The 23,072-nt window shown below is 43.5% G+C and carries 23 protein-coding genes; 10 read left to right on the top strand and 13 right to left on the bottom strand.

Annotation, left to right across the window (positions count from 1 at the left end; genetic code table 11):
* Positions 1–14: 14 nt before the first annotated feature.
* The 8 genes from NZ875_01525 to NZ875_01490 all read left to right on the top strand — a co-directional run bounded on the left by NZ875_01525 (position 15) and on the right by NZ875_01490 (position 8,664).
* Positions 15–1,568, top strand: coding sequence for a ribonuclease J (locus NZ875_01525; protein MCS7174418.1), 1,554 nt, complete (start codon positions 15–17; stop codon positions 1,566–1,568).
* 61 nt (positions 1,569–1,629) lie between these two features.
* Positions 1,630–3,516: a methionine--tRNA ligase gene (gene metG, locus NZ875_01520; protein ID MCS7174417.1), complete on the top strand. Its 1,887-nt coding sequence runs from the start codon at positions 1,630–1,632 to the stop codon at positions 3,514–3,516.
* A gap of 12 nt (positions 3,517–3,528) precedes the next feature.
* Complete coding sequence (gyrA, locus tag NZ875_01515) at positions 3,529–5,955, top strand: DNA gyrase subunit A (GenBank protein MCS7174416.1); 2,427 nt, start codon at positions 3,529–3,531, stop codon at positions 5,953–5,955.
* Complete coding sequence (locus tag NZ875_01510; protein MCS7174415.1) at positions 5,940–6,317, top strand: archease; 378 nt, start codon at positions 5,940–5,942, stop codon at positions 6,315–6,317. Before gyrA ends, NZ875_01510 begins: the two co-directional genes overlap by 16 nt.
* On the top strand, positions 6,314–6,913 hold the full coding sequence (gene lexA, locus NZ875_01505; protein ID MCS7174414.1) for a transcriptional repressor LexA: 600 nt from the start codon (positions 6,314–6,316) through the stop codon (positions 6,911–6,913). Before NZ875_01510 ends, lexA begins: the two co-directional genes overlap by 4 nt.
* Complete coding sequence (locus tag NZ875_01500) at positions 6,906–7,265, top strand: STAS domain-containing protein (GenBank protein MCS7174413.1); 360 nt, start codon at positions 6,906–6,908, stop codon at positions 7,263–7,265. The genes lexA and NZ875_01500 overlap by 8 nt, the downstream gene beginning before the upstream one ends.
* Positions 7,262–7,702 (top strand): ribose 5-phosphate isomerase B, encoded by a 441-nt coding sequence (rpiB, locus tag NZ875_01495; GenBank protein ID MCS7174412.1) that lies wholly within the window; start codon positions 7,262–7,264, stop codon positions 7,700–7,702. Before NZ875_01500 ends, rpiB begins: the two co-directional genes overlap by 4 nt.
* Positions 7,699–8,664 (top strand): histone deacetylase family protein, encoded by a 966-nt coding sequence (locus NZ875_01490; protein ID MCS7174411.1) that lies wholly within the window; start codon positions 7,699–7,701, stop codon positions 8,662–8,664. The genes rpiB and NZ875_01490 overlap by 4 nt, the downstream gene beginning before the upstream one ends.
* On the opposite strand, the gene NZ875_01485 is transcribed toward NZ875_01490, so the two are convergent.
* Genes NZ875_01485 through NZ875_01460 form a run of 6 tightly spaced genes read right to left on the bottom strand, consistent with a single transcriptional unit; the run spans position 8,650 to position 15,290 of the window.
* Positions 8,650–10,068: an FGGY-family carbohydrate kinase gene (locus tag NZ875_01485; GenBank protein ID MCS7174410.1), complete on the bottom strand. Its 1,419-nt coding sequence runs from the start codon at positions 10,066–10,068 to the stop codon at positions 8,650–8,652. The two genes, NZ875_01490 and NZ875_01485, sit on opposite strands and share 15 nt — an antisense overlap.
* Positions 10,058–10,906: a MurR/RpiR family transcriptional regulator gene (locus NZ875_01480; GenBank protein MCS7174409.1), complete on the bottom strand. Its 849-nt coding sequence runs from the start codon at positions 10,904–10,906 to the stop codon at positions 10,058–10,060. Before NZ875_01480 ends, NZ875_01485 begins: the two co-directional genes overlap by 11 nt.
* A 5-nt stretch (positions 10,907–10,911) precedes the next feature.
* Positions 10,912–11,799, bottom strand: a complete 888-nt coding sequence (locus tag NZ875_01475; protein ID MCS7174408.1) for an ABC transporter permease — start codon at positions 11,797–11,799, stop codon at positions 10,912–10,914.
* The gene (locus NZ875_01470) at positions 11,777–12,778 is read right to left on the bottom strand and encodes an ABC transporter permease (protein ID MCS7174407.1); all 1,002 of its coding nucleotides are present in this window, start codon (positions 12,776–12,778) and stop codon (positions 11,777–11,779) included. Before NZ875_01470 ends, NZ875_01475 begins: the two co-directional genes overlap by 23 nt.
* Positions 12,779–12,804: 26 nt before the next feature.
* Positions 12,805–14,256, bottom strand: a complete 1,452-nt coding sequence (locus NZ875_01465; protein MCS7174406.1) for an ATP-binding cassette domain-containing protein — start codon at positions 14,254–14,256, stop codon at positions 12,805–12,807.
* A 56-nt stretch (positions 14,257–14,312) separates the two neighbouring features.
* Positions 14,313–15,290 carry a BMP family ABC transporter substrate-binding protein gene (locus NZ875_01460; protein ID MCS7174405.1) on the bottom strand — a complete coding sequence of 326 codons (978 nt, stop codon included), beginning with the start codon at positions 15,288–15,290 and terminating at the stop codon, positions 14,313–14,315.
* Between the two features lie 219 nt (positions 15,291–15,509).
* Between NZ875_01460 and NZ875_01455 the strand changes: the two genes are divergently transcribed.
* Positions 15,510–15,833 carry a DUF1292 domain-containing protein gene (locus NZ875_01455; protein ID MCS7174404.1) on the top strand — a complete coding sequence of 108 codons (324 nt, stop codon included), beginning with the start codon at positions 15,510–15,512 and terminating at the stop codon, positions 15,831–15,833.
* Between the two features lie 27 nt (positions 15,834–15,860).
* Here NZ875_01455 and NZ875_01450 read toward each other — a convergent pair whose 3' ends face one another.
* From NZ875_01450 to NZ875_01430, 5 genes are all read right to left on the bottom strand, one after another.
* Entirely contained in the window at positions 15,861–18,362 is a 2,502-nt protein-coding gene (locus NZ875_01450) for an adenosylcobalamin-dependent ribonucleoside-diphosphate reductase (protein MCS7174403.1), read from the bottom strand.
* 60 nt (positions 18,363–18,422) lie between these two features.
* Positions 18,423–19,052, bottom strand: a complete 630-nt coding sequence (locus NZ875_01445) for a redox-sensing transcriptional repressor Rex (GenBank protein MCS7174402.1) — start codon at positions 19,050–19,052, stop codon at positions 18,423–18,425.
* 42 nt (positions 19,053–19,094) lie between these two features.
* Positions 19,095–20,246, bottom strand: coding sequence for a beta-aspartyl-peptidase (gene iadA, locus NZ875_01440; GenBank protein MCS7174401.1), 1,152 nt, complete (start codon positions 20,244–20,246; stop codon positions 19,095–19,097).
* Positions 20,247–20,256: 10 nt separating this feature from the next.
* Positions 20,257–20,511: a zinc-ribbon domain-containing protein gene (locus tag NZ875_01435; protein ID MCS7174400.1), complete on the bottom strand. Its 255-nt coding sequence runs from the start codon at positions 20,509–20,511 to the stop codon at positions 20,257–20,259.
* A 102-nt stretch (positions 20,512–20,613) separates the two neighbouring features.
* A complete protein-coding gene (locus NZ875_01430) occupies positions 20,614–21,228 on the bottom strand; it encodes a GNAT family N-acetyltransferase (GenBank protein MCS7174399.1) in 615 nt (204 codons plus the stop codon).
* Positions 21,229–21,333: 105 nt separating this feature from the next.
* Between NZ875_01430 and NZ875_01425 the strand changes: the two genes are divergently transcribed.
* On the top strand, positions 21,334–21,537 hold the full coding sequence (locus tag NZ875_01425; GenBank protein MCS7174398.1) for a cold-shock protein: 204 nt from the start codon (positions 21,334–21,336) through the stop codon (positions 21,535–21,537).
* Positions 21,538–21,583: 46 nt separating this feature from the next.
* On the opposite strand, the gene argF is transcribed toward NZ875_01425, so the two are convergent.
* A complete protein-coding gene (gene argF / locus NZ875_01420; GenBank protein MCS7174397.1) occupies positions 21,584–22,525 on the bottom strand; it encodes an ornithine carbamoyltransferase in 942 nt (313 codons plus the stop codon).
* A 12-nt stretch (positions 22,526–22,537) separates the two neighbouring features.
* Positions 22,538–23,059 carry a nitroreductase family protein gene (locus NZ875_01415; protein ID MCS7174396.1) on the bottom strand — a complete coding sequence of 174 codons (522 nt, stop codon included), beginning with the start codon at positions 23,057–23,059 and terminating at the stop codon, positions 22,538–22,540.
* Between the last annotated feature and the right edge of the window lie 13 nt (positions 23,060–23,072).

Below are 23,072 nucleotides of genomic sequence, written 5' to 3'. Positions count from 1 at the left end.
TGGGAGGTTCTAGAATGCGCATAAAATTACTGGATGGACATGATTGCATTGGAGGGAACAAGATATTGATTAGCTCAGAAAGCGGTGAAAGTTTTCTACTCGATTTTGGTTTGAACTTCAAACGTTGGTCTTGCTACTTTGAAGAGTATCTGAAACCCAGATCTGGAAAAATTCTTCAAGACCTGCTCAAACTCGATCTCATCCCCAAGATGGACATATACAGAACGGACTTGCTCCCACCCAGATTTGAAAGCAAAGAAAAAATCAAATTCACTTTCTTGAGCCATGCCCACTCAGATCATTCGGGCTTTGTGGGACTGATTCACGAGCATATTCCGCTAGTGATGACCAGTGAAACCTTTGCTTTGTTGAACGTCGCCGATCAATTGAGACCCTTCGTGTGGGAACAGTTAGCGATAAAAACAAGAGCGCCATCGAACGATGAGCACATACGAGAAGACGTACTCATTCCTGATAAAAAGAAGAAGAAAAGGAAAATATGTCTCCAAAATTCGGTGAGTTTTTCTGAAGAAAATTTCGACTTCATAGAATCATCACAATGTTGGCCTTGGTTCATGATGGTCTTACCAGTTTACCATTCGGTACTCGGTGCTGCTGCACTGTGCGTGGAAGTTGACGATATTCTGCTGATCTATACTGGTGATTTGAGAGCTAGTCCTGCACGCGAAGAAAAAGAATTTTGGATTGAAAAACTTGGCGAGAGAAGGTTGGCACTTTCTCAAAGGACAGAAAAATTCGTTGAAGAAGTCAGGCGACTTAGAAGTCTCAAAAGCAAACCTATGGTTCTCATAGTGGAGGGAACCAGAGTCAATCGAGAGAACGATTCTGTGAACGACGAACGTACAGTCTATGAAAACACCTTGGAAGTAACCTCAAAAGCGAGAAAGCTGGTGATAGCGGACTTTCCAACCAAACATTTAGAGAGACTCATGACCTTTTTAAAAGTGGCGCAGGAATGTGACAGAGTGTTAGTGCTTCCACCTAAGGATTTCGCTTATCTGAGATTGATGGGAGAGATCGAAAGTACGTGGAAACTTTCAAGCGAAGAGTTACAAGGTGTGCGTGTTTATCATGTGGCTAAAGTTGAACTTTCAAAACTCGAAAAGGATGCGATCCTTTTCGCTAGAGCTAATGATTTACTGGTTGGACCAAAAGAGTTGAATCGAGATCCACAGAGGTATGTACTCGCGGCTGGATACTTCGACATGTCACAGATACTCGATGTAGACGAGGAGGCACTCAACGGTTCAATCTACATCCATTCCACCAGCGAAGCTTACACAGAAGAGCAACAAATGGATTACAAAAGGCTTAGAAATTGGTTCGCCAAATTTGGAATAAAGCCTTTTGGGCTGATCCTCAACGATGAAGAGTTGGTCTTCACCAAAGAATTTCATGCTTCAGGTCATCTTTCCGCAAAAGATTTAGAGAACCTCATCGATTCACTCAACCCAGATATCATTTTACCCGTACACACTGAGGATAAAAATTGGTTCATCGAGAGGTGGGGTGACAAGGTTCGCGTGCAAGAAGATGTATACTTGTGATTATTCAAACTCCAAAGTTTGGGTGTAAAATCGATTCAGGATCATTTTGGAGGTGGAACTTTTGAAATTCTATATCACGACACCCATATACTATGTGAATTCTGAACCCCATGTAGGCAGTGCTTACACGACAATCATAGCCGACATAATCGCTCGCTACAAGCGCATGATGGGCTTCAAAGTTTTTTTCCTCACGGGAACCGACGAGCATGGACAAAAAGTTTTTCAAGCTGCCAAGATGGCCAACAAAGAACCACAAGAATTCTGTGACGAACTCGCGGCAAAATTCAAAAAACTCTGGGAGAAACTGCAGATAACCAACGATGGTTTCATAAGGACCACAGATCCAAATCACATGGCTGTGGTGCAGTACTTCGTTAAGAAAATGATCCAGAATGGTGACGTGTACAAAGGAATCTACGAGGGTTGGTACTGCGTTCCTTGTGAAAGTTATTGGAGCGAGGATGAGGTGGGACCAAACCACACTTGTCCTAGCTGTGGGAGAGAAGTGAAGTTCGTCAGTGAAGAAAACTATTTCTTTAGGCTTTCGAAGTACCGTGATGCACTCTTGGAGCACTACAGAAAGCATCCAGAATTTGTGCAACCTGATTTCCGAAGGAATGAAATGCTGAAGATTCTTGAGTCAGGGCTCAAGGATTTGAGTATAACAAGGACAACATTCAGTTGGGGTGTTCCAATGCCGGATGATCCACAACATGTCATTTACGTGTGGGTAGATGCACTCATAAATTATGTTTCAGCCATAGGCTATCCTGCAGATATCGAGAAGTTCAACGAATTTTGGCCCGCCGATTTGCACTTGATAGGTAAGGAGATAAACAGGTTCCATTCCATCATTTGGCCTGCGATGTTGATGTCTGTGGGACTACCTTTACCTAAAACTGTATTCGCGCATGGATGGCTCACGGTGGATGGTCAGAAAATTTCTAAATCTTTGGGTAACGCCATAGATCCAAAATACTTCGTTGAAAAGTACGGCAACGATGTGTTGAGGTTCTATCTAGTCAGAGAGATCGTCTTTGGTAAAGATGGAGATTTCTCGGAGAAAGGACTCATAAACAGGCTCAACTCGGACCTCGCAAACGATTATGGAAATTTGTTACATAGAACTTCAGCAATGATTGAAAAACATTTTGATTCCTCAATGCCCAAACCTGGGCGATTCGATACCGAGGATGAACGGTTCATAAAACAGGTGCTTGCTAAGATTGAACAATATTTATCTCAAATGGATAGCTATCAAATAACTGAAGCCGTTGCAACCGTTATGGAAATCTTGGCTCTGGCCAACAAGTACTTCGATGAGTGCAAACCGTGGCTTTTAGTGAAACAAGGTCAAACGGAGAAACTCGCAACAGTTCTTTACAACGTTTGTGAAACCATCAAAAAGGTTGCGATCATGTTCTATCCAATCATGCCAAACTCTTCACAAGAAGTGCTGCGTAGGCTCGGCGAAAGGATCGAACCTGAAGCAGCGCATTTGAAGGTGTGGAACACGATAAACAGTGGGCAGAAAATCAATCATGGTGCCCCTCTCTTTCAAAAAGTAGAATTGAAAGCCGATCAAAAAGTTCAATCTGAGGAAAAAAGCACCGATGTTGCACTCTTGGATATCAACGATTTTAAAAAGGTCGATCTCAGGGTGGCGAAAATACTTTCAGCTGAGAGGATCAAGGGATCAGAAAAGTTGCTCAAACTTTTGGTGGATCTTGGGGAACTTGGTGTGAGACAGATCGTCGCGGGCATCGCGAAGTATTATGAACCGGATCAACTGATCGGTAAGAACATTGTGGTCGTTGCGAACCTTAAACCAGCCAAACTTATGGGTGTAGAGTCACAGGGCATGCTTTTGGCAGCGCACGATAAGGATCAAGTCAGATTGATCACCATCGATGGTGGTGCGGCCCCCGGTTCGAAAGTTTCATAGGAGGTAAGAGAGATGTCTGAGATCCTCACGAAGAACATAGAAGACGAGCTGGTACAACAGTACATGAATTATTCCATGAGCGTCATTATAGGACGTGCTATACCCGATGTTCGAGATGGTCTGAAGCCCGTTCAAAGAAGGATACTTTATGTAATGCATGAACTTGGCCTCTCACACAATTCACAATCGAAGAAATGCGCAAGGATCGTGGGTGAAGTACTCGGAAAGTACCACCCACACGGTGACATGGCTGTTTACGATGCGCTAGTAAGATTGGCACAGCCCTTCACGATGAGATATCCTCTGGTCATAGGACAGGGAAACTTTGGTTCTATAGATAAAGATCCACCGGCAGCCATGAGGTACACTGAAGCCAAGTTGTCTAAGATCGCGGAAGAAATGCTCGAAGATATCGATAAAGATACGATCGAAATGGAGAACAATTTCGATGGTACCCTGAAAGAACCGAAAGTTCTCCCATCGAAGATTCCAAACCTATTACTGAACGGTGCGTCTGGCATAGCGGTAGGCATGGCAACGAACATCCCTCCCCACAACTTAATCGAAGTTGTGAATGCAATACAGTTCTTTATACGGAATCCTAACTGCAGCGTTGACGATCTATTGACCCACATAAAAGGACCAGATTTCCCTACAGGTGGTATCGTAGTGAACGCTGGCAGTTTGAGAGAGATCTACTCAACAGGTAGGGGCAAGATCGTCATGCGCAGTAAGATCCATTTTGAGGAAGGGAAGAAACACGATCAAATAGTGATCAGTGAGATTCCGTATGGAGTCAGCAAGGCGGCACTCATCGAAGAGATAGTACGATACGCTGAGAAGAACCCAAAGATTCAGATAAAAAACGTAAGGGATGAATCTGACAAGAAAGGCTTGAGGATCGTCATAGAAATTCCAAAGAATGGGAATTATAAGCTTGTTCTGAACAACCTTTATAAACACACTTCCTTGCAAGCAAGTTTCAACGTTCAAATGCTGGTAATAGACAACAACCGTCCCAAGTTGATGAATTTGCATCAATTGATACGCGCTTTCGTGCAGCATCGGTTCAATGTAATAAGGAGAAAAGCAGAGTATGAACTGAAGATCTATTCAAAGAGAGCTCACGTACTGGAAGGCTTAATGAAAGCGGCAAGATCTATAGGAAGTGTTGTGGATATCATCAGAAACAGTAAAAGCAACGAAGAAGCTATTAAAAACTTGGTCAATCTTCTCGCCGTGACTGAAGAGCAGGCCAAGGCTATTCTAGACATGCGCCTTGGAAGGCTGACTAGTTTGGAGATCGAGAAGCTAAAGTCCGAATACTCCGATCTCATAAAAAGAATTGAGCTCGTCAAGCAAATCATATCAAACGATGCGAAAGTATACGAAGTTATAAACGATGAACTTGAGGAGCTGAAACGCAAGCATGGTGATGAGCGGCGGACACAAATTGTGAACATCGATGAGGATCTCGATTACGCCCCTGAAGATCTCATCCCAGATGAAGACATCGTCATCGTGCTCACAGAGAAAGGTTACGTAAAAGCGAGTAGCCTGAACGATTATAAAAGTCAAAAGAGGGGAGGAAAAGGCATCCTGGGTGCAAGGATTGCCGAAGATGATGAAATAGCGCTGGTGTGTGCCAGCCGTATTCACTCCAAAACAATTTTTGTCAGCTCACATGGCAGAGCATTCGTTCTCAAGAACCACGAATTTGAACTCAGTAGCAGAGATAGCAAAGGTAAACCTATCAGAGCTTATCTGAACTTGGAAGAAGGCGAAACAGTATTGACAATAATACCGTTCAACAACTGGTACGGTGATCTTGTACTTGTGACAAAAAAAGGCAAGATCAAGAGGACCCCTCTTTTGGAATTTGAGAATGCGACGGCACGCGGTATTAGGGCTATAACTTTTGATGATGGAGATTCTGTTGTGGCTGCGAGCGTTTGTAATGAAGAAGATAGGGAAGTTTTGATCATAACGAAAAAAGGTATGTCGATCAGATTTCCAATCAAAGAAGTGCGTCAAATGGGGCGTTCCGCCATGGGTGTCAATGCCATCTCACTCCGCGATGATGACGAAGTTGTCGGAATGGTTGTGCTGTCAAACGATGAGGGAGAAATATTAACAATAACAACAAAAGGTTTTGGCAAACGGACGCCTTTGAATGAATACAGGTTACAGAGTCGCGGGGGAGTCGGTATCAAAACGATGCCAAGTGTTGAGAAAGTCGGCTTTCTTTGTGGTGCCGAACTCATCAAAAACTCAGAATCTGATGTGATCGTACTCACCAAAAATGGTCATTCAATACGCTTCAGAGTTTCAAGTATAAGTGTAGTGGGTCGTACTGCCAAAGGGGTCAAGGTTCTAGAGCTCTCCGATGCCGACGAGGTGTCTCATTTTGCGGTGGTGGAAACGTGTATCGACAGCTGAACCACACAGCTGATGTTCGTTACGAGATAGTGTGCCACAGCGAAGAACAACTTTTCAAGGAATTCATCAACATCTTCAAAGACCACTACTCGGTGCAATTGAAGGAACGTGAAGTCGTTGTTGAGTATGATTTGCCAGAAAGTCTAGAGGATGCTGTGTTTGACATCGTGAATGATTGGATATACCTACTGGAGTCGAAGAAATTGTTCCCGGAGGATTGTTACGTTGAAGATGAGAAACTCGTATGTAAATTCCGAGAATTTGAAAGAATCGATGGCACGGAACTTAAGGCCGTCACGTACCACGGTTTGAGTGTCGAGAAATCCGACAAAATCGTTTTGAGGGTGGTGTTTGATACGTGAGACAATTGACTGAAAGGCAAAAGAAGGTTCTGGATTTCATAATTTCTTACGTTGAAAGCCATGGTTACTCACCAAGTATTAGAGACGTAGCTAAAGCTTTTCGCATAACTCCGCGTGGAGCTATGATGCATTTGGTTGCATTGGAAAAGAAAGGTTACATCTCGCGTTCTAAAAAAGCAAGGAGCATAAAACTCCTCAACATGGGGGAAGCTGTCAAATTACCAGTCGTCGGCACCATCGCTGCTGGCACAGCAATTGAAGCGATCGAACACGCTATTGAAATGATCGAGGTTCCAAAACAGATAATCAAGGTTGGTTTTGAGTATTACGTCCTCAAAGTTAAAGGAGACAGCATGATCGATGAACATATCATTGAAAATGATTATGTCGTGATGAGAAAACAGGAAACCGCAGAAAATGGAGATATAGTTTCGGTGCTAGTGGACAATGATCAAGCAACTTTAAAGAAGATATATTTCAAGTCAGGAAAAGTGTTGCTTAAACCAGCGAATGCTTCAATGCAAACAATAGAAGTTGAACCTTCGCGTGTGAAGATCACTGGGAAGGTCGTGGGAGTGATCCGTATATATGAATGACAGAAATTGGACAGCGGTTGAGCTCAAAAACGTTGTTGTCATTAAACTTCATGGGGAGATGGACATGAGTAATTCTCCTCACTTAAAAAATTTCGTTAAGGATACATACATAAATGTTGGAAAGAGCAACATAATCATGGATCTTTCAGACGTAGACTATATAGACAGCTCAGCGCTCGGAGCTCTTTTAGGTTTACAACGCGCCGCAAGGTTGAACGGTGGATCTCTCGTGCTCTGTGGCCTCCACGATAATCTGAAACGAATCTTCAAAATAACATCGCTTGAAGGGGTTTTCAAAATTTATTCGAGCGTTGAGGAAGCTTTGAAATTTTTCTTGGAGGGCAATGGATGAGAATCGCTATTGGTTGCGATCATGCAGGTTTTAGATTAAAAGAAGCCGTCAAAGCTTATTTGATTGATAAAGGGATCAAAGTTATCGATGAGGGAACCTATTCGGAAGATGCCGCAGACTATCCAGATTTCGCTAAAAAAGTGGTTCAAGATATAAAGGAGAACAAGACAGATTTTGGTATACTCATCTGCGGTACTGGTATAGGTATGAGCATCGCAGCCAACAGGGTCAAGGGTATAAGAGCTGCTTTGTGTTTGTTTCCCGAGATGGCTAGACTCGCAAGGGCGCACAACAACGCGAACGTACTCGTGCTACCAGGTAGGTTCTTAGGAATTGAACTGGCTCATTGGATTGTAGACGCTTTTCTCTCGTCGAATTTTGAAGGTGGCAGGCACTCTGAGAGGATACAAAAGATTGAAAGGATGATGGGAGACTGAAAATCGTTTACGATCCCAAACACGTTTTACATAGACCTTCGAAAGAGATCGACAAGGGCAGGTTCATAGAAAATCCAGAAAAACCTGATCGTATTGAATCAATTAAAGATGCTTTGATCATGAATGGTTTCGACAACATACATTCCCCAAACACTTTTCCTATGAGCTATATCTATCTAGTCCATGAAGAGCGTTACGTGAAATGGTTGAAGAACAAGTGCGCCTCGCTTCAGCCAAACGAAGAATATATAGCAGAGTTGTTTGGATACGATCTTTGCTTCGACACGGGTACACCAATTTCCAGCACTACTTTTGAATCTGCTAAGAGGGCCGTTGATGTAACATTAACGGCAGCGACGTTGCTCACTGGAAGGACAAATTTGGTTTATGCACTCGTACGACCACCTGGGCATCATGCGACGCGCAGCGCTTGTGGTGGATATTGCTATTTCAACAACGCCGCGGTTGCAGCAGTTTATTTTCTGAAGGACGGAGCCGATGGGATAGCGATACTGGATCTGGATTTCCACCACGGAAATGGGACACAAGATATTTTTTATAGTACTGATCGCGTTCTGTACGTATCGATACACGGAGATCCAGATATTTTCTACCCGTGGATCAGCGGCCGAGAAAGCGAGACCGGTGAAGGTCCAGGGGAAGGCTTCAACATCAACTTGCCGCTACCTGCCAAATCCGATTGGTCGAAGTACTCAGAAGCGCTCGACCAAGCGCTCAGAGAGGTAAAAGACTACTACCCAGATGTACTCATAGTGTCTCTCGGTTTTGATACACACAAGGACGATCCGGTCGGAGGATTCTCCCTTAACGACGATGATTTTGCCCGAATAGGAAAAGCGATAGGAAAACTTAAAATACCAACTTTAGTTGTTCAAGAAGGTGGTTACAACCCGCAAGCCAACATATCAGCTGCGGTCAAATTTTTCTCAGCTATCGCTTGAACAAAGTTTCAACTTGTCAAAAAGATCGAGATTTCTCTCGTGCAATTCGAGATAAATTTGATACAGCTTGTCATAAATAGCGTTCTTCTTTTCGTCAGGAATGAAGTGTTTCTTCACCTTTACAAGTCTCTGTGCTATTTGCATGAAAGGTTCCTCAATCAAGTAAGATGCAGCCAATATCGCACAGCCGAGCAATTCGGCATCGGGTTGAACGACCTCTACATTCATTCCGAGTACGTCAGCCTTTATTTGATTCCAAAGTTCATTGCTGGCTTGCCCACCAGTCGTTCTAATGGTCACAATTTTTGCCCCAGCTTTTTTCATCTCGTCGATGATGTGCTTCACAGCAAAAGCAACACCTTCCGCGGCAGAAACAATCAAGCTTTTCGCGTTCACTTCCAGCCCTAGTCCGAAGAGAACCCCTCTCAGGTTTTCGTTCCAGTATGGGCTCCTTTCTCCAACGAGATGTGGTAGAAAAATCACTCCGGTGGGTCTTCGGATACTCGATAAGGAAAGTTCTTCGATACTCCTAAAACGCGCCACGCTGTTTGCAACCCACTCGATAGCTTTCCCAGAAGAAGTCAAAACACCACTGATTTTCCAAAAATTGCCCATGAAGAAAGGTGTTGTGATCAACCCAGGAACATCTATCTTTGCATCGCTGCAGAGAGTTACTCCCTCTGAGGTGCCTGCCCTATCACATACGATACCCGGTCTGAGTGTACCAGTACCTATAAGGGCTGCTGCAAAATCTGGCGCACCCGCTACAACGATCGTTTCCTCAGGTAATCGAAAATGTTTGGCAACCCTTTTGATAATTCTTCCGATCGCCTTCGAAGGTTCAACTAGGCTTGGAATCAAGAAAGTATCACTGAGCTCGAACTTCTCTAGAACTTCCTTGTACCAAGGAGAATAACCATACTGGTGAAAGGTAGCATTGACGAACAAACCTGTCAGTTTCAAAATAAGGTAATCACTCGGTTGAAGCAGATAGGTTCTACCGTTTACAATCTTCGCTAACTCGAGCAGTTTGGCTGTGGTTGAGGCTGTTTGTTCATCTAAGCCTTGTGTTCTTAGCCAATGAATACGTTCTGCTCCCCTGTTATCAAGCCAGCTCACAGCTTTATGAACCAGCCTTCCATTCTCGTCGACGAGCACGATCGTTGGTCCTTGACTACTGATACATATGGCTCGAATGTGCCTTTTCATTTTCTCTTCGACACTGTTCACACCTATTGAAAAAGCCACCCACCACTTCCTGGGATCTATCTCGTGCCTTCCATTGAAAGTGCTTTCAGTGCACCTCCTTTCAAAATGAAACGTTTTATTCCCATCCAAATCGAATAGCGCAATTTTGACATTTGTCGTTCCAATATCTACTGTCATGATAAGGTCAGAAGACACCTCGATCTCCCCTCCTCTTGTACCTCAATACCTCCTCAAAGTGTGCGTACAAATCTTTAAACCTTTGCTTGTTCATATCGATCATTTTCAAAAGCAACAAGTCTACAATGAAAAGTTGGACGAATCTGGTTAGAAAACCACCCTCAGACAGTACCTCAGTTTTTACATACACCGGTAATGACACGTCCGCCAGATCCATCACAGTTGAGCTTGGAGGTGCCACAGCTATCACAGTCGCCCCGGCTTTTTTCGCATAGTTGACTGCATCCAGAAGATCACGTGAGGAATGACTACTGGATATAGCCACAAGAGAAGACTCTTTGTTGAGAAAAGATGCTGATATACTCTGCAAGAATGGGTTCTCAAAGAAATTCACATGGAATCCGAACTGTTTGAGTTTGAGGAATAAATCACGTGCAGCCACTGTATCAAAACCGTACGCTACTATTTCGATGATCGAACTGTTCATCAGCACGCTCGCGGCCTTCGTAACCGCCTCGTCATTGACAAGCTCCAATGATTCTCTAACTTCACTCACAGCGAAATCAAAATAATTACGAAATACATCCGATATTCTCTCCATATCAGGTTTCATGGATTCAAGTAAACTTATTTCCTGTGCGAGAGCTAGACGAAATTCTTTAAAACCACTAAAGCCCAATTTCTTGCAGAAATCTACCAACGAAGCTGGAGACACACGAATGACTTTGGCAAAGTCCGTTATCTTCATTTCGATTACCATGTTGGGGTTCTCCACAATATGCCGCGCGATTTCTCCGTAGACACCTTTCATTTCAGGTAGGAAATCTTTAAGCCGGTGATAAACGCTTTTTTTCACCTTGATCAACTCCTTCTGACAGTTTTTAAAATATTGTGGAGCAGCACAACGCACAGGGTCAGGATGAGTGGTAGGGATAGAACAATCTCTGCGGGCAATCTCAAAAAGATTTGCAATCTGTTTGAAAGTGACATTGTTAAACCAAGAACGAGGGACACGATGAACACCGTTGAAGGATTCTCCCCACCCAGAACAGTTGCAACCAGTGCGAGCCAACCTCTGTTATTGGTCATGCCTGTCACAAACAAACCCAAAGGTAGGGAAAGCATGGCACCAGCTAATCCGCAAAAAAGACCGCAAAGAACAAAGCTTGCCAATCTGATCACGTTGACGTTCAATCCAAGATGGCTCGCTACTGTTTCACTCTTTCCCAAAACTCTCAAGCGTAATCCGAAAGGCGTCTTTCTAACGACCAACCAAGAAACAACTATTAAACTCAAGGCAAATAATTCAAGCACATTGTAACCAGAAAACACAGCCTGAAGCAACGAATTTTTCTCAAAGAACTTAGCACGTATAATGGGAATCTTCTGGATGTTTTCAAAGAAAACGGTACCCTTTGAACCAAGTACTGTAGAGGAGAGCAGCACAACAAATCCTGAGGTTAGGATATTGATACCAACACCCACGACGAAGATGTTCGCCATCAAATATCTGTGAAGTAACCAAACCACAACCGATATCAAACAGGAGACGAGCATGGCACTCAAAACTGCGATGAGCAGGCCGATTCTATCCGCAACGTAAACCGCAACGAAGCAAGAGAGAAGCATCAAACCCTCTATCGCTATGTTCAGTTTTCCAGCCAACTGCGTGTATAAAGCACCCACGGCCGCGATTGCTATAGGCAAAGCAGATGAAATCGATGCTCTAAGCAGTTGAATCAAGATCATACTTTTTCCTCCACAACAGTACATTTTCGGCAGTAACCAAGCAAAAAACAACCCCTTGAATGACTTTGGAAATTTCGGGTGGTGTTTGGACCATCATGGAAGCTATCTCCGCACCACTTTCCATGTAGGCAAAAAACAAAGCTGAAAAAACGATCAACAAAGGTTTGTTCTTCACCAACAGTGAAACCGCTATCCCATTGAATCCGTTACCGTGCGAAAAGCCCCGCACAACTCTTCCGTGTACGCCCAACACATCGATCATTCCTCCCATCGCAGCGAGTCCTCCACTGAATATCGCAGCTATCGACAAAATCTTTGCCACATTCATACCGGATACGTTAGCAAAGCGGGGATTTCCTCTCACCATTTTGAATTCGTAACCTATCACAGCATGCTTGTACAACGAATGTGCAAGAAAGCACAAACCAATTCCTATTACATATCCAACATGCAAATTAGACGGTGGCAAAATCTTCGGGAGTCTAGCGGTTTCGTCGAGGTACTTCGTAGCTGACAAAGCAGCTTGAGGGTCTCTGAGAGGACCATTCAGAAAGAAATCTCCCACATAAATGAAAATCTGTCCTATCATGAATGAACTTATGAGCTCGCTGAAACCAAACTTCAATCTCAACAAAACCGAAGGTAAAAACAGTAAAGAACCAATAGAGAAAGACATCAAGATGATGAATGGTATCGAAAACAAACCAAGTTTTGATACATTCAAGCCGATGACTGTCCCAACGATCGCTCCAAAATAGTACTGACCCTCTAAGCCGAGATTGAACACATTTGCGTGGAAACCAACAGAAGCTGCCAACCCAGTAAAAATGAGTGGGATCGATGCGGCAAGCATGTTTCCGAAAAAATAGAAATTTGTGAAAGGACCAAGAAAGAACCATTTAAGAGTCGCGATGGGTTCCTTCGAAATGAAGAGCAGTACAACCATACCTACAAGCAAGGCCAACAAGATGTTCAACATCGAAGAAAAAACTAGTTTTAGATTTTTCATCTTTTATCACCAACGAGCGAGGCAAAAACGTCTTGCTTGACAAAACTCCCACTGACAAGCACGATCCTTTTAACCTTTCCCTTAGAAAACACGATCACTCTATCACAGAGATTCGCAACTTCTTCGATATCATTCGTAGCGATCAAAACAGCTCCATTCAAGCTGATTTCTCGGAATTTTTCCGATGCATAACTTTGAAATTGTATGTCGAGCCCAGCAGTAGGTTTACAAGCTAAAACGAGTTTTGGTTTTTGAGCTAATTCACGAGCGAGAATCAACCTCTGTAGATTTCCCCCCGAAAGTGTACTCACAGGTTGCCAGAGCGATTGAAACTTCACGCCGAATTCTTGTAACATGGAGAGTGCACATCGTTGAAGAGATTGCCAGTTTAAAAATCCAAATCTAGAATAAGGTTTTTCGTGATATACATTCACCACAGTGTTTTCTAAGACCGAAGCGGTTGGGTTCACTGCTTCGCTTAAGCGATCTTCTGGTATATAAGCTATACCAAGTTTTCTTCTCTCTCGGACTGAAAGATTCGTTATCTCTAGTCCTTTGAAGATCACCTTTCCAGAAGATGGTTTTTTCAAGCCCATGATCACATCTAAAAAATCAAAATGACCGTCCTTTCCAAGACCAAAGAGCCCGACGATTTCTCCCTCTTTGAAACTGAGAGAAAATCTGTCCAGAACGAGCTTGCCCTTAACCTTCACTGAAAGATCGAGAACTTCTAGAAGATTTTCTCCCCCCCTTGGAATCCGCTTTGATTCCACTTTCGTTGAAGATAGCCCCATTGCGTTCAAAACCTGCTGAATGGTAAAACGTGAAACTTCACCGCTCAGAGCCACTTCACCTTCTCTCAGCACCGTCAAAAAATCAGCTATTTTCAAAGCTTGATAAATATCATGCGTTATTAGTAAGATGGCACAACCTGATCTTTTCAAAGTTTGCATAATCTTGAACAACTTTGATTGTTCTTCCTCGTCCAAATAAACTGTCGGTTCATCAAAAATCAAAATTCTCGCACCAGATATTAAGGCACGTGCTATCTCAATCTTCTGCTTCTCAGACATACTTAAATTCTCCACCCTGAGGTTGAGAGGGGGCAACGCAAATTCCTCGGAGAATTTCTTGATCATGCTTTCAGCTTTTTTCTTGCTGAGAAAGATTGATCTACTTGGTTCTCGTCCAACAAAAATATTTTCAAAAATAGTCAAATCGTCTACCAAATGTAAATCTTGATGAACTAAAACTATACCGTTGTGCATCGCGTCTCTCGGTTTTTTGAAATTGACAGTTTTTCCATTCAGTAAGATCCGACCCGTTTCGGGTCGTAATTCACCACATAGAATTCTGGCCAGCGTCGTTTTCCCCGCGCCGTTCGCGCCAAGCAACACATGGATAGTTCCAGCATGTAAAGAAAGGTTCACTGCCTTTAAGGCGTTCACACCTGACATGTGAAAAGTTTTATGAATATCCAACATTTGAACCAATGGTTCTTGCTTCACGGTAATGGTGCGATCAACCCCTCTTTTAGCTTCTCATACACTCTCAACATTTGTAAATTGATTTCCTTCGGTACATTCTTCAAATAGTTCGGATCATCGAACGTGAAACCTATCATTCCTTCTTTAATTCCCCACACTTCACTTGTACCGAACTTCAGCTGATTTTTCACCGCCTTCGCCAGAATCTCATAGATGGCTCGGTCGATGTGCTTCAGTGCACACGCAAGGATCACCTCAGGATCTCTCTCAATATAGTTCGAATCGACACCTATCACGTATTTTCTCATTTCTCTTGCTTTTCTGACAGCACCCATGCCCGAACCTCCGGCTACGAGGAATATAACATCGACACCCTGTTCATACTGAACTTGTGCAAGTTCAGCTCCCTTACTTGGATCAGCCCAACTACCGACAACTGAAAAGATCACGCGTGCGTTAGGATCGACATCTTTCACACCTTTCTCATATGCAGGTTTAATCTTATTCATCATGGCAGGATAAACATCTCCTGCGATCATGCCCACTTTGAGATCTTCATTGGCGTTAGGCATGTCACTTTTAGTCACCAAGGCGGCAAAATAACCTGCAAGGTATGCCATTTCCTCGTCTTTGAAAGCTACAGAATACACGTTTGGCAGTATCGGTGCTATAGCATCTACCAATACTATCTTTTGATTCGGAAAAGCTCTGGCCGTGGTTTCAACGTTTTTCGGCATGCCCTCAGTGAACGTCACTATGAGATCGTAACTTCGCGAAGCAGCCAGGCTTGTGAGTAAAGTTGCCCAACGAGCAGGGTTGTACCCACCTTCGACTACCTTCACTTCGAATCCAAAATCTTGTGCTGCTCTCTTCGCACCAGATACGGCCATCTCGTAAATAGCATTTCCGGCCACTTCACCCGTGATGAGAAGAACCACCGAATAAGCGTATAAAAAGCTTGAAATCATTAAGAGGATCAACGTTAGACTCTTCATCCTCATCACCCCGCGCTGCTATAATATGTTCGTGTTCACACAATAGAGTGGAGCTTGAAATCATTTTGATTCTTTTCGAAATTATTTTACCACACGATTCACAGCTTTCCTCATCTTTTCTGATTTCTTAACTGAATCTTTATCTTGTACACTCTCGAGCGCTTCCTTTGAAAGTGTGGTATTATTTAGTTACTGTTCGGTTTGAAGGGAGCTGGTAACATGAGAGAAGAGGATCTAGACGTGTTCGTGTTGACAGATGAACAAGGTCATGAGCATCATTTTGTGGTGCTTGCAGAAATTGAAGATGGAACGAAGAAGTACTGGATCTGTGAGGAAATCATGGTAAACGAGGAAGGAGAAATCCAGCAGTTCGGTGATATCTACCCGTTCGAAGTTAAAGAGGCCGAGGATGGTGGACTCTACATAAATTCGGTGGAATCTGAAGAAGAGTTCGAACGGGTGTCCAAAGCCTGGGAAGATTTGCTAGAAAAGGATGAAGAACTCAGAAAACTCGTTGAACCTGAAGAACAGCAAGAAAAGTGAGCCGGCCTTAAAGGCCGGCTTTATTTTTCACCCACACCTTGACCAACCACAGCTTCTACACGAGATACAACCTTCTTGTTTGAACAAAGAGTTTTTACTCAGGCATGCAGGACAATAAACGTTTCCCAGAGAATCAACGTAGTAACCCTCTCGCCATTCGAGTTTGTTTGCTTCCACAAATCTTTCTATCTCCTCATTGCTTTTGAAAGTCCCTGTTGAAACGTTATTTTCAGAAGAAGATGGCCAGAGCAATGAAAAATCTTCTATCGCTTTCTTGATCTCCATACCAACGTTCCTCACGTACCCGCCTTTCACTTTGATTAACTGTTCTATGATCTCATCCGGTGAAACCCCTGCTCTGAGGGCTATTGAGCAAAGTCTTCCTATGGCTTCAGCTATCTCTGTGCCGTTGGAGAGAAAGATTTCTATGGCTTCTCCGTTATCATCGAAAGAAACAGTTATGTAAGTTGTCCCTTCGGGCGTTCTGTACTTCCTCGTTACACTCCTCAACGTTTCTTTCCTTGGGCGCGGTCTGAGCTTGTGCTTCTCATCTACAATGAAGAATTGTAACTTGCTTTCTTTCTTTTGTGCCGCCTTAGTTGCCGTAAGAACCTGTGTTCTCAATGAACCATCGCGATACACAGTCAAACCGCGTATTCTATGCTTTAAAGCCTCGACATAGATGTCCAAAACATCTTGAACTGTTGAAGAGTTTGGCATGTTAATGGTCTTTGAAATATTGTTATCGACATAACATTGGAACGCTTCCTGCATGAGCAGATGATCCTTCGGGCTTATATCCAGTGCCACCACAAAGATGCTCTTCCATTTTTCGTCCACGTCAAGATTTTTCAGAGTCCCCTGTTCTATAAGTTTGTCTTCTATTCTTTTCAAAACCTCTCCGTTCAACTTTTTCCTCAAAACTTCATTCACATAGAGCAAGGGTTCTCGCTCTCCACTGTTCTGCTTGTTCACGTACCTAACGTAAGCCAGCAGAAAATTTGGTTCCAAACCTGAAGAGGTATCAGCTATGTTGGAAATAGACCCTGTGGGCGCAATCGCTAGCACTGCAACGTTTCTCTTGAATCTCTTTGCTCTGGTTTTGAAATGTTCCTTTATCTCTTCGTCGTAATCACTCATGTCCATCGAGAAGGGTATGAAATCTTCTTGTTGCACAAACCTGCTCTGAGAAAAGAGAGGGAAGTTTCCCTTCTCTTCACCAAGATCCGAAGAAGCTTCATGTGCATGGAAGGAGATGAAAGCCATCAAATTCTTTGCAAAACAGCGAGCTTCTTCAGAATTGTAAGGTATCTCCATTTGATAAAGTAAATCTGCAAAACCCATGATACCCAAACCGAGCCTTCTTGATTCTTTCACTGCTCGTTCGATTTTATCGATTGGAAAAACATTCACATCTATGACGTTATCCAAGAATCTGACGGCCACCCTGACAATTTTCTCAAGCACTTCCCAGTAAAACTTCGTACCATCGAAGAGCTTTGCAACATCTATGGATCCAAGGTTGCACGCTTCGTATGGACCCAATCCAATCTCACCACACGGATTTGTAGAAATGATTTGCCTCACCGGGTAAAGTGCGTAGTACTTGTTCATCTCACCAAGAAACACCATGCCCGGATCGCCCGTTTCCCAAGCATTTCTTGCTATCATTTCGAAGATCTCTCTAACCCTAATACGTTTCTCTCCAGACCATTTTGGATGTTGAAGCTCGATGTAACCATCTTTCTCGTAGAGTTTCAGCAGCTCCTCACGTTCCATGGGAATACCCACTGATATGTTGAAAAACTTGAGTATGCGTTCACCATCGTTACCACGTTTGGCGTGTATGAAATCAACGATATCGGGATGATCGATGTTCAAAATTCCCATCAAAGCTCCTCTTCTTCTGTAACCTTGCTCAACAACAGAAACGGCAGAGTTGAACACGTGCATGAAACTTATTGGCCCAGAGGCTTTACCATGCGTTCCAGCAACGAAACTACCGTTTGGTCTCAACGTACTGAAATTGCTTCCAATACCTCCTCCCACCTTTGTGATCAAAGCGAATTCCTTCACCGCCGTAAAAATACCATCTATACTGTCTTCAACAGGTACAACGAAGCAGGCCGAGAGCATATGAAGATGGTTCCTTTGACGAACTATTTGCTCGTAATCTTCAAGTTTCATGTTCTCGATTGGCTTGTAGAGTAATTCAAAATCGACACCCATTCCTGCGTTGAAAAGTGTCGGACTGTTCGGAATGAAAATTCGACTCGAAAGTAACTCATAAAACGATTCCTCCCAATATTTGATGTGATCCAAGCACTCAGCGGGAGACATGCTCTTCAAGCGCGGATTGTTCACAAGCTCGGCACTGGCTATGACACGCGCAACTCTCCTCGAAAGCTCATTCCAACTATTTTCGATGTATTCTCCCTCACGGTTTTTCAAATAGTACCTCTCCCTAAGAATCTTTTCAGCATTCTGAGACGGAGAGATACTCTGCCACCTTTTCACAAGCTCGTGCATAAAAAAACCCCCTTTCCAGGGGTGATTATACTACTTATTGTGTCTTTGATCAATAGTATACTATATGTTGTATGAACTGTTCACAATGGTGTGCGCCAGTGTCTTGAAAAACACAGTTATGTCGACATACTCCACGGGAATCTTACAACTCAAAGTTGTCGGAGCAAAACATATTATACCTTTCACCCCAGAAATCTCCAAGCGGTTGGCGAGCTCGTTCGCGACGTCTGCAGGTACAGCAAGCACTGCTATATCTACCCCATTCTGCCTCACAAAATGTTCGAGCTCGTCGACATTCTTGACAATCAAACCAGGTGCGATTTGCTTACCTATCTTTCGTTTATCTATATCGAAGACAGCCTTCACTTTGAAATTGTTTTGCTCTAAACGCCTATGATTTGCTAAAGCTCTTCCTATGTTACCTGCACCGAGAATTATCACTGACCAAATTTTGTACAAACCGAGCACCTCACGCAACTTTCTTGCCAACCCCTTAACGTCGTAGCCAATGCCCCTGTGACCAAGATTACCGAAATAAGAAAGATCCTTCCTCACCTGGGAGTCTTTTATGTGTAACATGGACGCAAGTTGTTTTGAGGATACAAGCTTGATGCCTTTCTCTTCCAACTCCGAGAGGCACCTCAAATAAACCGCGAGTCTTCTTATGACAGGCTTTGGAATTTTACTCAAAAGTACCCCTCCAAGTGCAATTTTTCTCAAGCTTATTCTACCTCAAATTTCAAATGTTCCTTTAACAAGCTGTTGTTTATTGAGCATCAAAACCTTGCCTTTTGCTATGACTGTGTCTATATTGAAGTCTTGATCTAGAAGGACTATATCTCCATCCATTCCCTCAGAAATTAGACCCTTCCTATTCAGCTTCAGCATTCTCGCAACATTTTGCGTGACAGGCAATAAAGCCTTTTCGAGCGAAACCCCGTTCTTCACAGCCAACACCATTTGTTCATAGAGCGTGCGAACTTTTCCAACGTCAAGCCCTACGAAACTTCCACCCTCATCGAAACGAGGTAGACTCCCTTGGCCATCAGAACTGAAAGTGATTTGATTTTCAAAACCTTCTTTCAAAAGTTCGCTGAAAATGTACCAAGGTTGCAATCTTTTTTCGAGCAAATCAGATACACTCGTGGTCAAATCTATCGTGCCACCTATCGCTAACCATTTTGCTGATTCTGCCAGCAGTTTAAGATTCCTGTTGATGTGTGTTGGCAAAAATTGGGTGACAGGTATTTCAGTGGTTTCGATCAAGTGAAAAAGAGGTTCTAACATAGCAGATCCGTCTCCGACATGAACATTGACCAATCCAGCTTTACCACTCAGCATACCACCCACTCTTGCATCTGACACGAGGCGTTTCAATTCGTCCATCGTTGGTTGAGAGGACCTGTGATCGCTGATGGCAATCTCTCCAACACCTATGACCTTATCGATCAAGACGAGATCTTTAATGATACTACCTGTGAAAGTCACTGGTGGGACTCGGTAGGAACCAACGTAAATGTAACTCGAAACACCTTCCTCCTCTAAAGCTTTGGCTTTTGCATAGAGCGACTCTAAACTTCTAGTTACGCCGTCCGTCCCAAGACATCCAACGACTGTAGTCGTTCCAGAGCGCACCAATTCTGAGAAAGAAAGTTCTGGGGTTCGAGTTCTAAAACCTCCTTCACCACCTCCACCTAACAGATGTACATGATTGTCGATGAAACCAGGAACCGCTATTTTACTGGTACAATCTATTGTCTTGAGATGAGGGAGATTGACAGTCAAACGTTCATCGATCGCAGCGATTTTATCAGCAACGATTAAAATATCCCTAATTCCAATGGGATGTGGCGAATAAACAACAACGTTTCTTAACAGAATCATGTTTCACACCTCAGTCTTCATCTTCGTAGTCAGACAGATCGTGAAAATCTTCAAGATCCTCGTAATCGTAATCCTCCTCGTACTCGTCGAAAAATTCTTCAGAAAACAACCAACCGCAAATGGGGCATTCATCGATGTCATCATCGATCACAGCCCCGCAATCTGGACACTCTTTTTTCTCGAAAGGTGTACCGCAAGCTGGGCACTTTCTCGCGTCATTTTTGCACTTCTCGCCGCAATTTGTACACCTTTTCCAACCGTTCATAATCTTACCTCCCTTTCTGCGAGTTCCCTCAATTCGACTTCATGAAAAGTTCAATCGTTCTACTTTCATGTTTCGTTCTATGAGATTATAATGCAGTGTTGATCAAATCGGCTTCGACATCCTCACAAAATGGAAAATGTTCTTCCCTAACTTTATCGTTGATTTTCTTTCGAATTGAAAACCCATCTTTGTGTAAAGCTTGATCGCTACTTCGTTTTCTTCTTCAACATCCAAAGTCACCTTGGTACTGAGCGCCCGTTTAGCAGCCTCAAAACAATACTGTAGAAGTCCACGTGCAAGACCTTTATTTCGGAAATCAGGATAGACAGCAAGGTTACTGATATAAAACTCGTTCTTACCGTGTTTACCAATGGCTCTGTCCACGCTTAACAAGCGGAGTACACTTGAAATTCCCATCTCTTTGATCAGAAGAAAACCGGTTCTCAACCTAAATTTGGCACTGTATTCATAAGGATAAGCTAACACCATTCCTGCGATGTGGTTACCAAACTTCGCAAACATACAACATTCATGACTGAAAAGATTCCCCTTTTCGATATAAAGTGCCTCGAGAATTTTTCTACTTTGATCTTCGAAAAGAACTTCGAGGAATCCCCTTCCACTCATCAACGCAAGTTCAACAAAGTGTTGTGCTTCCTCGATCCGTGCAGGTGTGATCGCCAAATCCAAGCGTCCCATCCTTTCTGTAACAATCACATTCCAGCAATGTTTTTTTATCCATCCTCAGAGTGCCTTCTCTAAAAGCATGATATATTAAATCAGCACGGTGCAGAAAGCACCAAGTATTAGGAGGTTAGAAGCATGTACAACGGTACAGTTAAGTGGTTCGATGCTAAGAAAGGTTACGGCTTCATCACAAGGGACAACGGAGAAGATGTGTTTGTACACTTTTCCGCGATCAGAACTGACGGATTCAAGACTCTCAGAGAAGGTCAAAAAGTACAGTTCGAAATCCAGCAAGGAAGTAAGGGACCACAAGCCGTCAATGTGACTCCCATAAATTGAGAGCCGAACCGAAATGAAGCGGAGCCGAAAGGCTCCGCTTTTTGTTTTACAAAAGTGTAGCTATCATGAGCGCCTTTATCGTATGTTTTCTGTTTTCAGCCTCATCCCAGACTTTACTTTGTTTTCCTTCAATGACTTCGAACGTGACTTCTTGGCCCTTTATTGCTGGTAAACAGTGCATAAAGATGGTCTCACTTTTCGCAGTCTTCTTCATCAGCTGTTCATTCACTTGATATGGCCTCAAAAGTCTTTCGCGCTCGGCTTGCTTGTCTTCTTCCCCCATGGAAGCCCAAACATCGGTGTAAATGACATCAGCTCCTTCAACGGCTTTTTCAGGGTTTTCTTCTATCTGAATCGTTGCCCCCGTTTCCTTCGCAACCTCTAAGCAAGTCTTTACAAGTTTTTCATCAGGTCTGAGTTCTTTCGGTGAACATACGACGTAGTGCATACCCATTTTGGCGCAACCGATCATGAGGGAATTGGCCATGTTGTTCCTTCCATCACCCACGAACACGAGCTTAATACCCTTGAGCCTACCGAAGACTTCCTGTACTGTCATGAGATCAGCAAGCACTTGTGTTGGGTGGAAAACATCGGTTAGGCCATTGTAAACGGGTACACCTGAGTATTTGGCGAGAGCTTCGACGGTTTCCTGCTTGAACCCTCTAAACATGATGGCGTCAACCATTCTGCCGAGGACCCTTGCGGTATCTTCAATGGATTCTTTGGCACCGAGCTGTATGTCCTGAATCGAAAGGAAAATGGGATGTCCACCTTCTTCAGCAAAGGCTGTTTCGAAAGCAAGCCTTGTTCTGGTGGATCTTTTTTCGAAGATCATGGCAAGAGTTTTGCCAACAAACCTTCTGTGTACAACCTTGGCTCTACTTTCCCTTTTCACTTGGAAAGAAAGATCCAGTAAGTAGCTTATTTCCTCTGGTGTGTACTCTAAAAGTGTGAGAAGTGATCTTCCTGTCAAATTCACCGCCATGTTGATACCTCCTCATTCATGAAATACGACAATCTCTCCCAAAGATCTTCTCGGTCTATCTTTCCTTGGCTCTGCGGCATAGCCTATGGGAATCATAGCAACGCACCTTTGTCCTGCTGGAAGATCTAGAATTTCATTCGCTCTGTTTTCGTCGAAAGCTCCCACCCAGCAAGTATCGAGATTGAACTCACGTGCGATCAGCATAATGTATGTCACGAGTGCAGCTGTATCCTGAATGCAATAAAGGTTTCTGCCCCTATCACCGTACCTCGCAGCGCTCTCTTCAGGTACGGCTACCACACATATGACCCAAGGCGCCTCTTCCAAGAATTTCTGACCAAAAGCGGCTTCACACAGTGCTTTTTTGGTGAGTTGGTTTTTCACAACATGCAGTCTCCAAGGCTGTCTGTTCCCTGCACTGGGTGCATTCAAAGCAAGTTCAAGAATTTTTTGTATCGTTTCTTTCGAAACGTCCTTCCCCACCTCGTATTTTCGAATACTCCTCCTAGTTCTTATGGCATCGAGCAATTCCATGCCTAATCCCCCT

The sequence above is a fragment of the Pseudothermotoga sp. genome (assembly GCA_025060105.1).
Lineage (GTDB): Bacteria > Thermotogota > Thermotogae > Thermotogales > DSM-5069 > Pseudothermotoga_A.
This window is presented reverse-complemented; position numbering and strand designations above follow the sequence as displayed.

Bases quoted from the DNA above. Each gene is read 5' to 3' on its own strand.
- NZ875_01500 (MCS7174413.1), top strand. From the start codon at position 6,906: ATGAATGACAGAAATTGGACAGCGGTTGAGCTCAAAAACGTTGTTGTC.
- NZ875_01460 (MCS7174405.1), bottom strand. From the start codon at position 15,290: ATGAAGAGTCTAACGTTGATCCTCTTAATGATTTCAAGCTTTTTATAC.
- NZ875_01525 (MCS7174418.1), top strand. From the start codon at position 15: ATGCGCATAAAATTACTGGATGGACATGATTGCATTGGAGGGAACAAG.
- argF (MCS7174397.1), bottom strand. From the start codon at position 22,525: ATGGCGGTGAATTTGACAGGAAGATCACTTCTCACACTTTTAGAGTAC.
- NZ875_01450 (MCS7174403.1), bottom strand. From the start codon at position 18,362: ATGCACGAGCTTGTGAAAAGGTGGCAGAGTATCTCTCCGTCTCAGAAT.
- iadA (MCS7174401.1), bottom strand. From the start codon at position 20,246: ATGATTCTGTTAAGAAACGTTGTTGTTTATTCGCCACATCCCATTGGA.
- rpiB (MCS7174412.1), top strand. From the start codon at position 7,262: ATGAGAATCGCTATTGGTTGCGATCATGCAGGTTTTAGATTAAAAGAA.
- NZ875_01455 (MCS7174404.1), top strand. From the start codon at position 15,510: ATGAGAGAAGAGGATCTAGACGTGTTCGTGTTGACAGATGAACAAGGT.
- NZ875_01435 (MCS7174400.1), bottom strand. From the start codon at position 20,511: ATGAACGGTTGGAAAAGGTGTACAAATTGCGGCGAGAAGTGCAAAAAT.
- gyrA (MCS7174416.1), top strand. From the start codon at position 3,529: ATGTCTGAGATCCTCACGAAGAACATAGAAGACGAGCTGGTACAACAG.
- NZ875_01475 (MCS7174408.1), bottom strand. From the start codon at position 11,799: ATGATCTTGATTCAACTGCTTAGAGCATCGATTTCATCTGCTTTGCCT.
- NZ875_01425 (MCS7174398.1), top strand. From the start codon at position 21,334: ATGTACAACGGTACAGTTAAGTGGTTCGATGCTAAGAAAGGTTACGGC.
- NZ875_01470 (MCS7174407.1), bottom strand. From the start codon at position 12,778: ATGTTGAACATCTTGTTGGCCTTGCTTGTAGGTATGGTTGTACTGCTC.
- NZ875_01415 (MCS7174396.1), bottom strand. From the start codon at position 23,059: ATGGAATTGCTCGATGCCATAAGAACTAGGAGGAGTATTCGAAAATAC.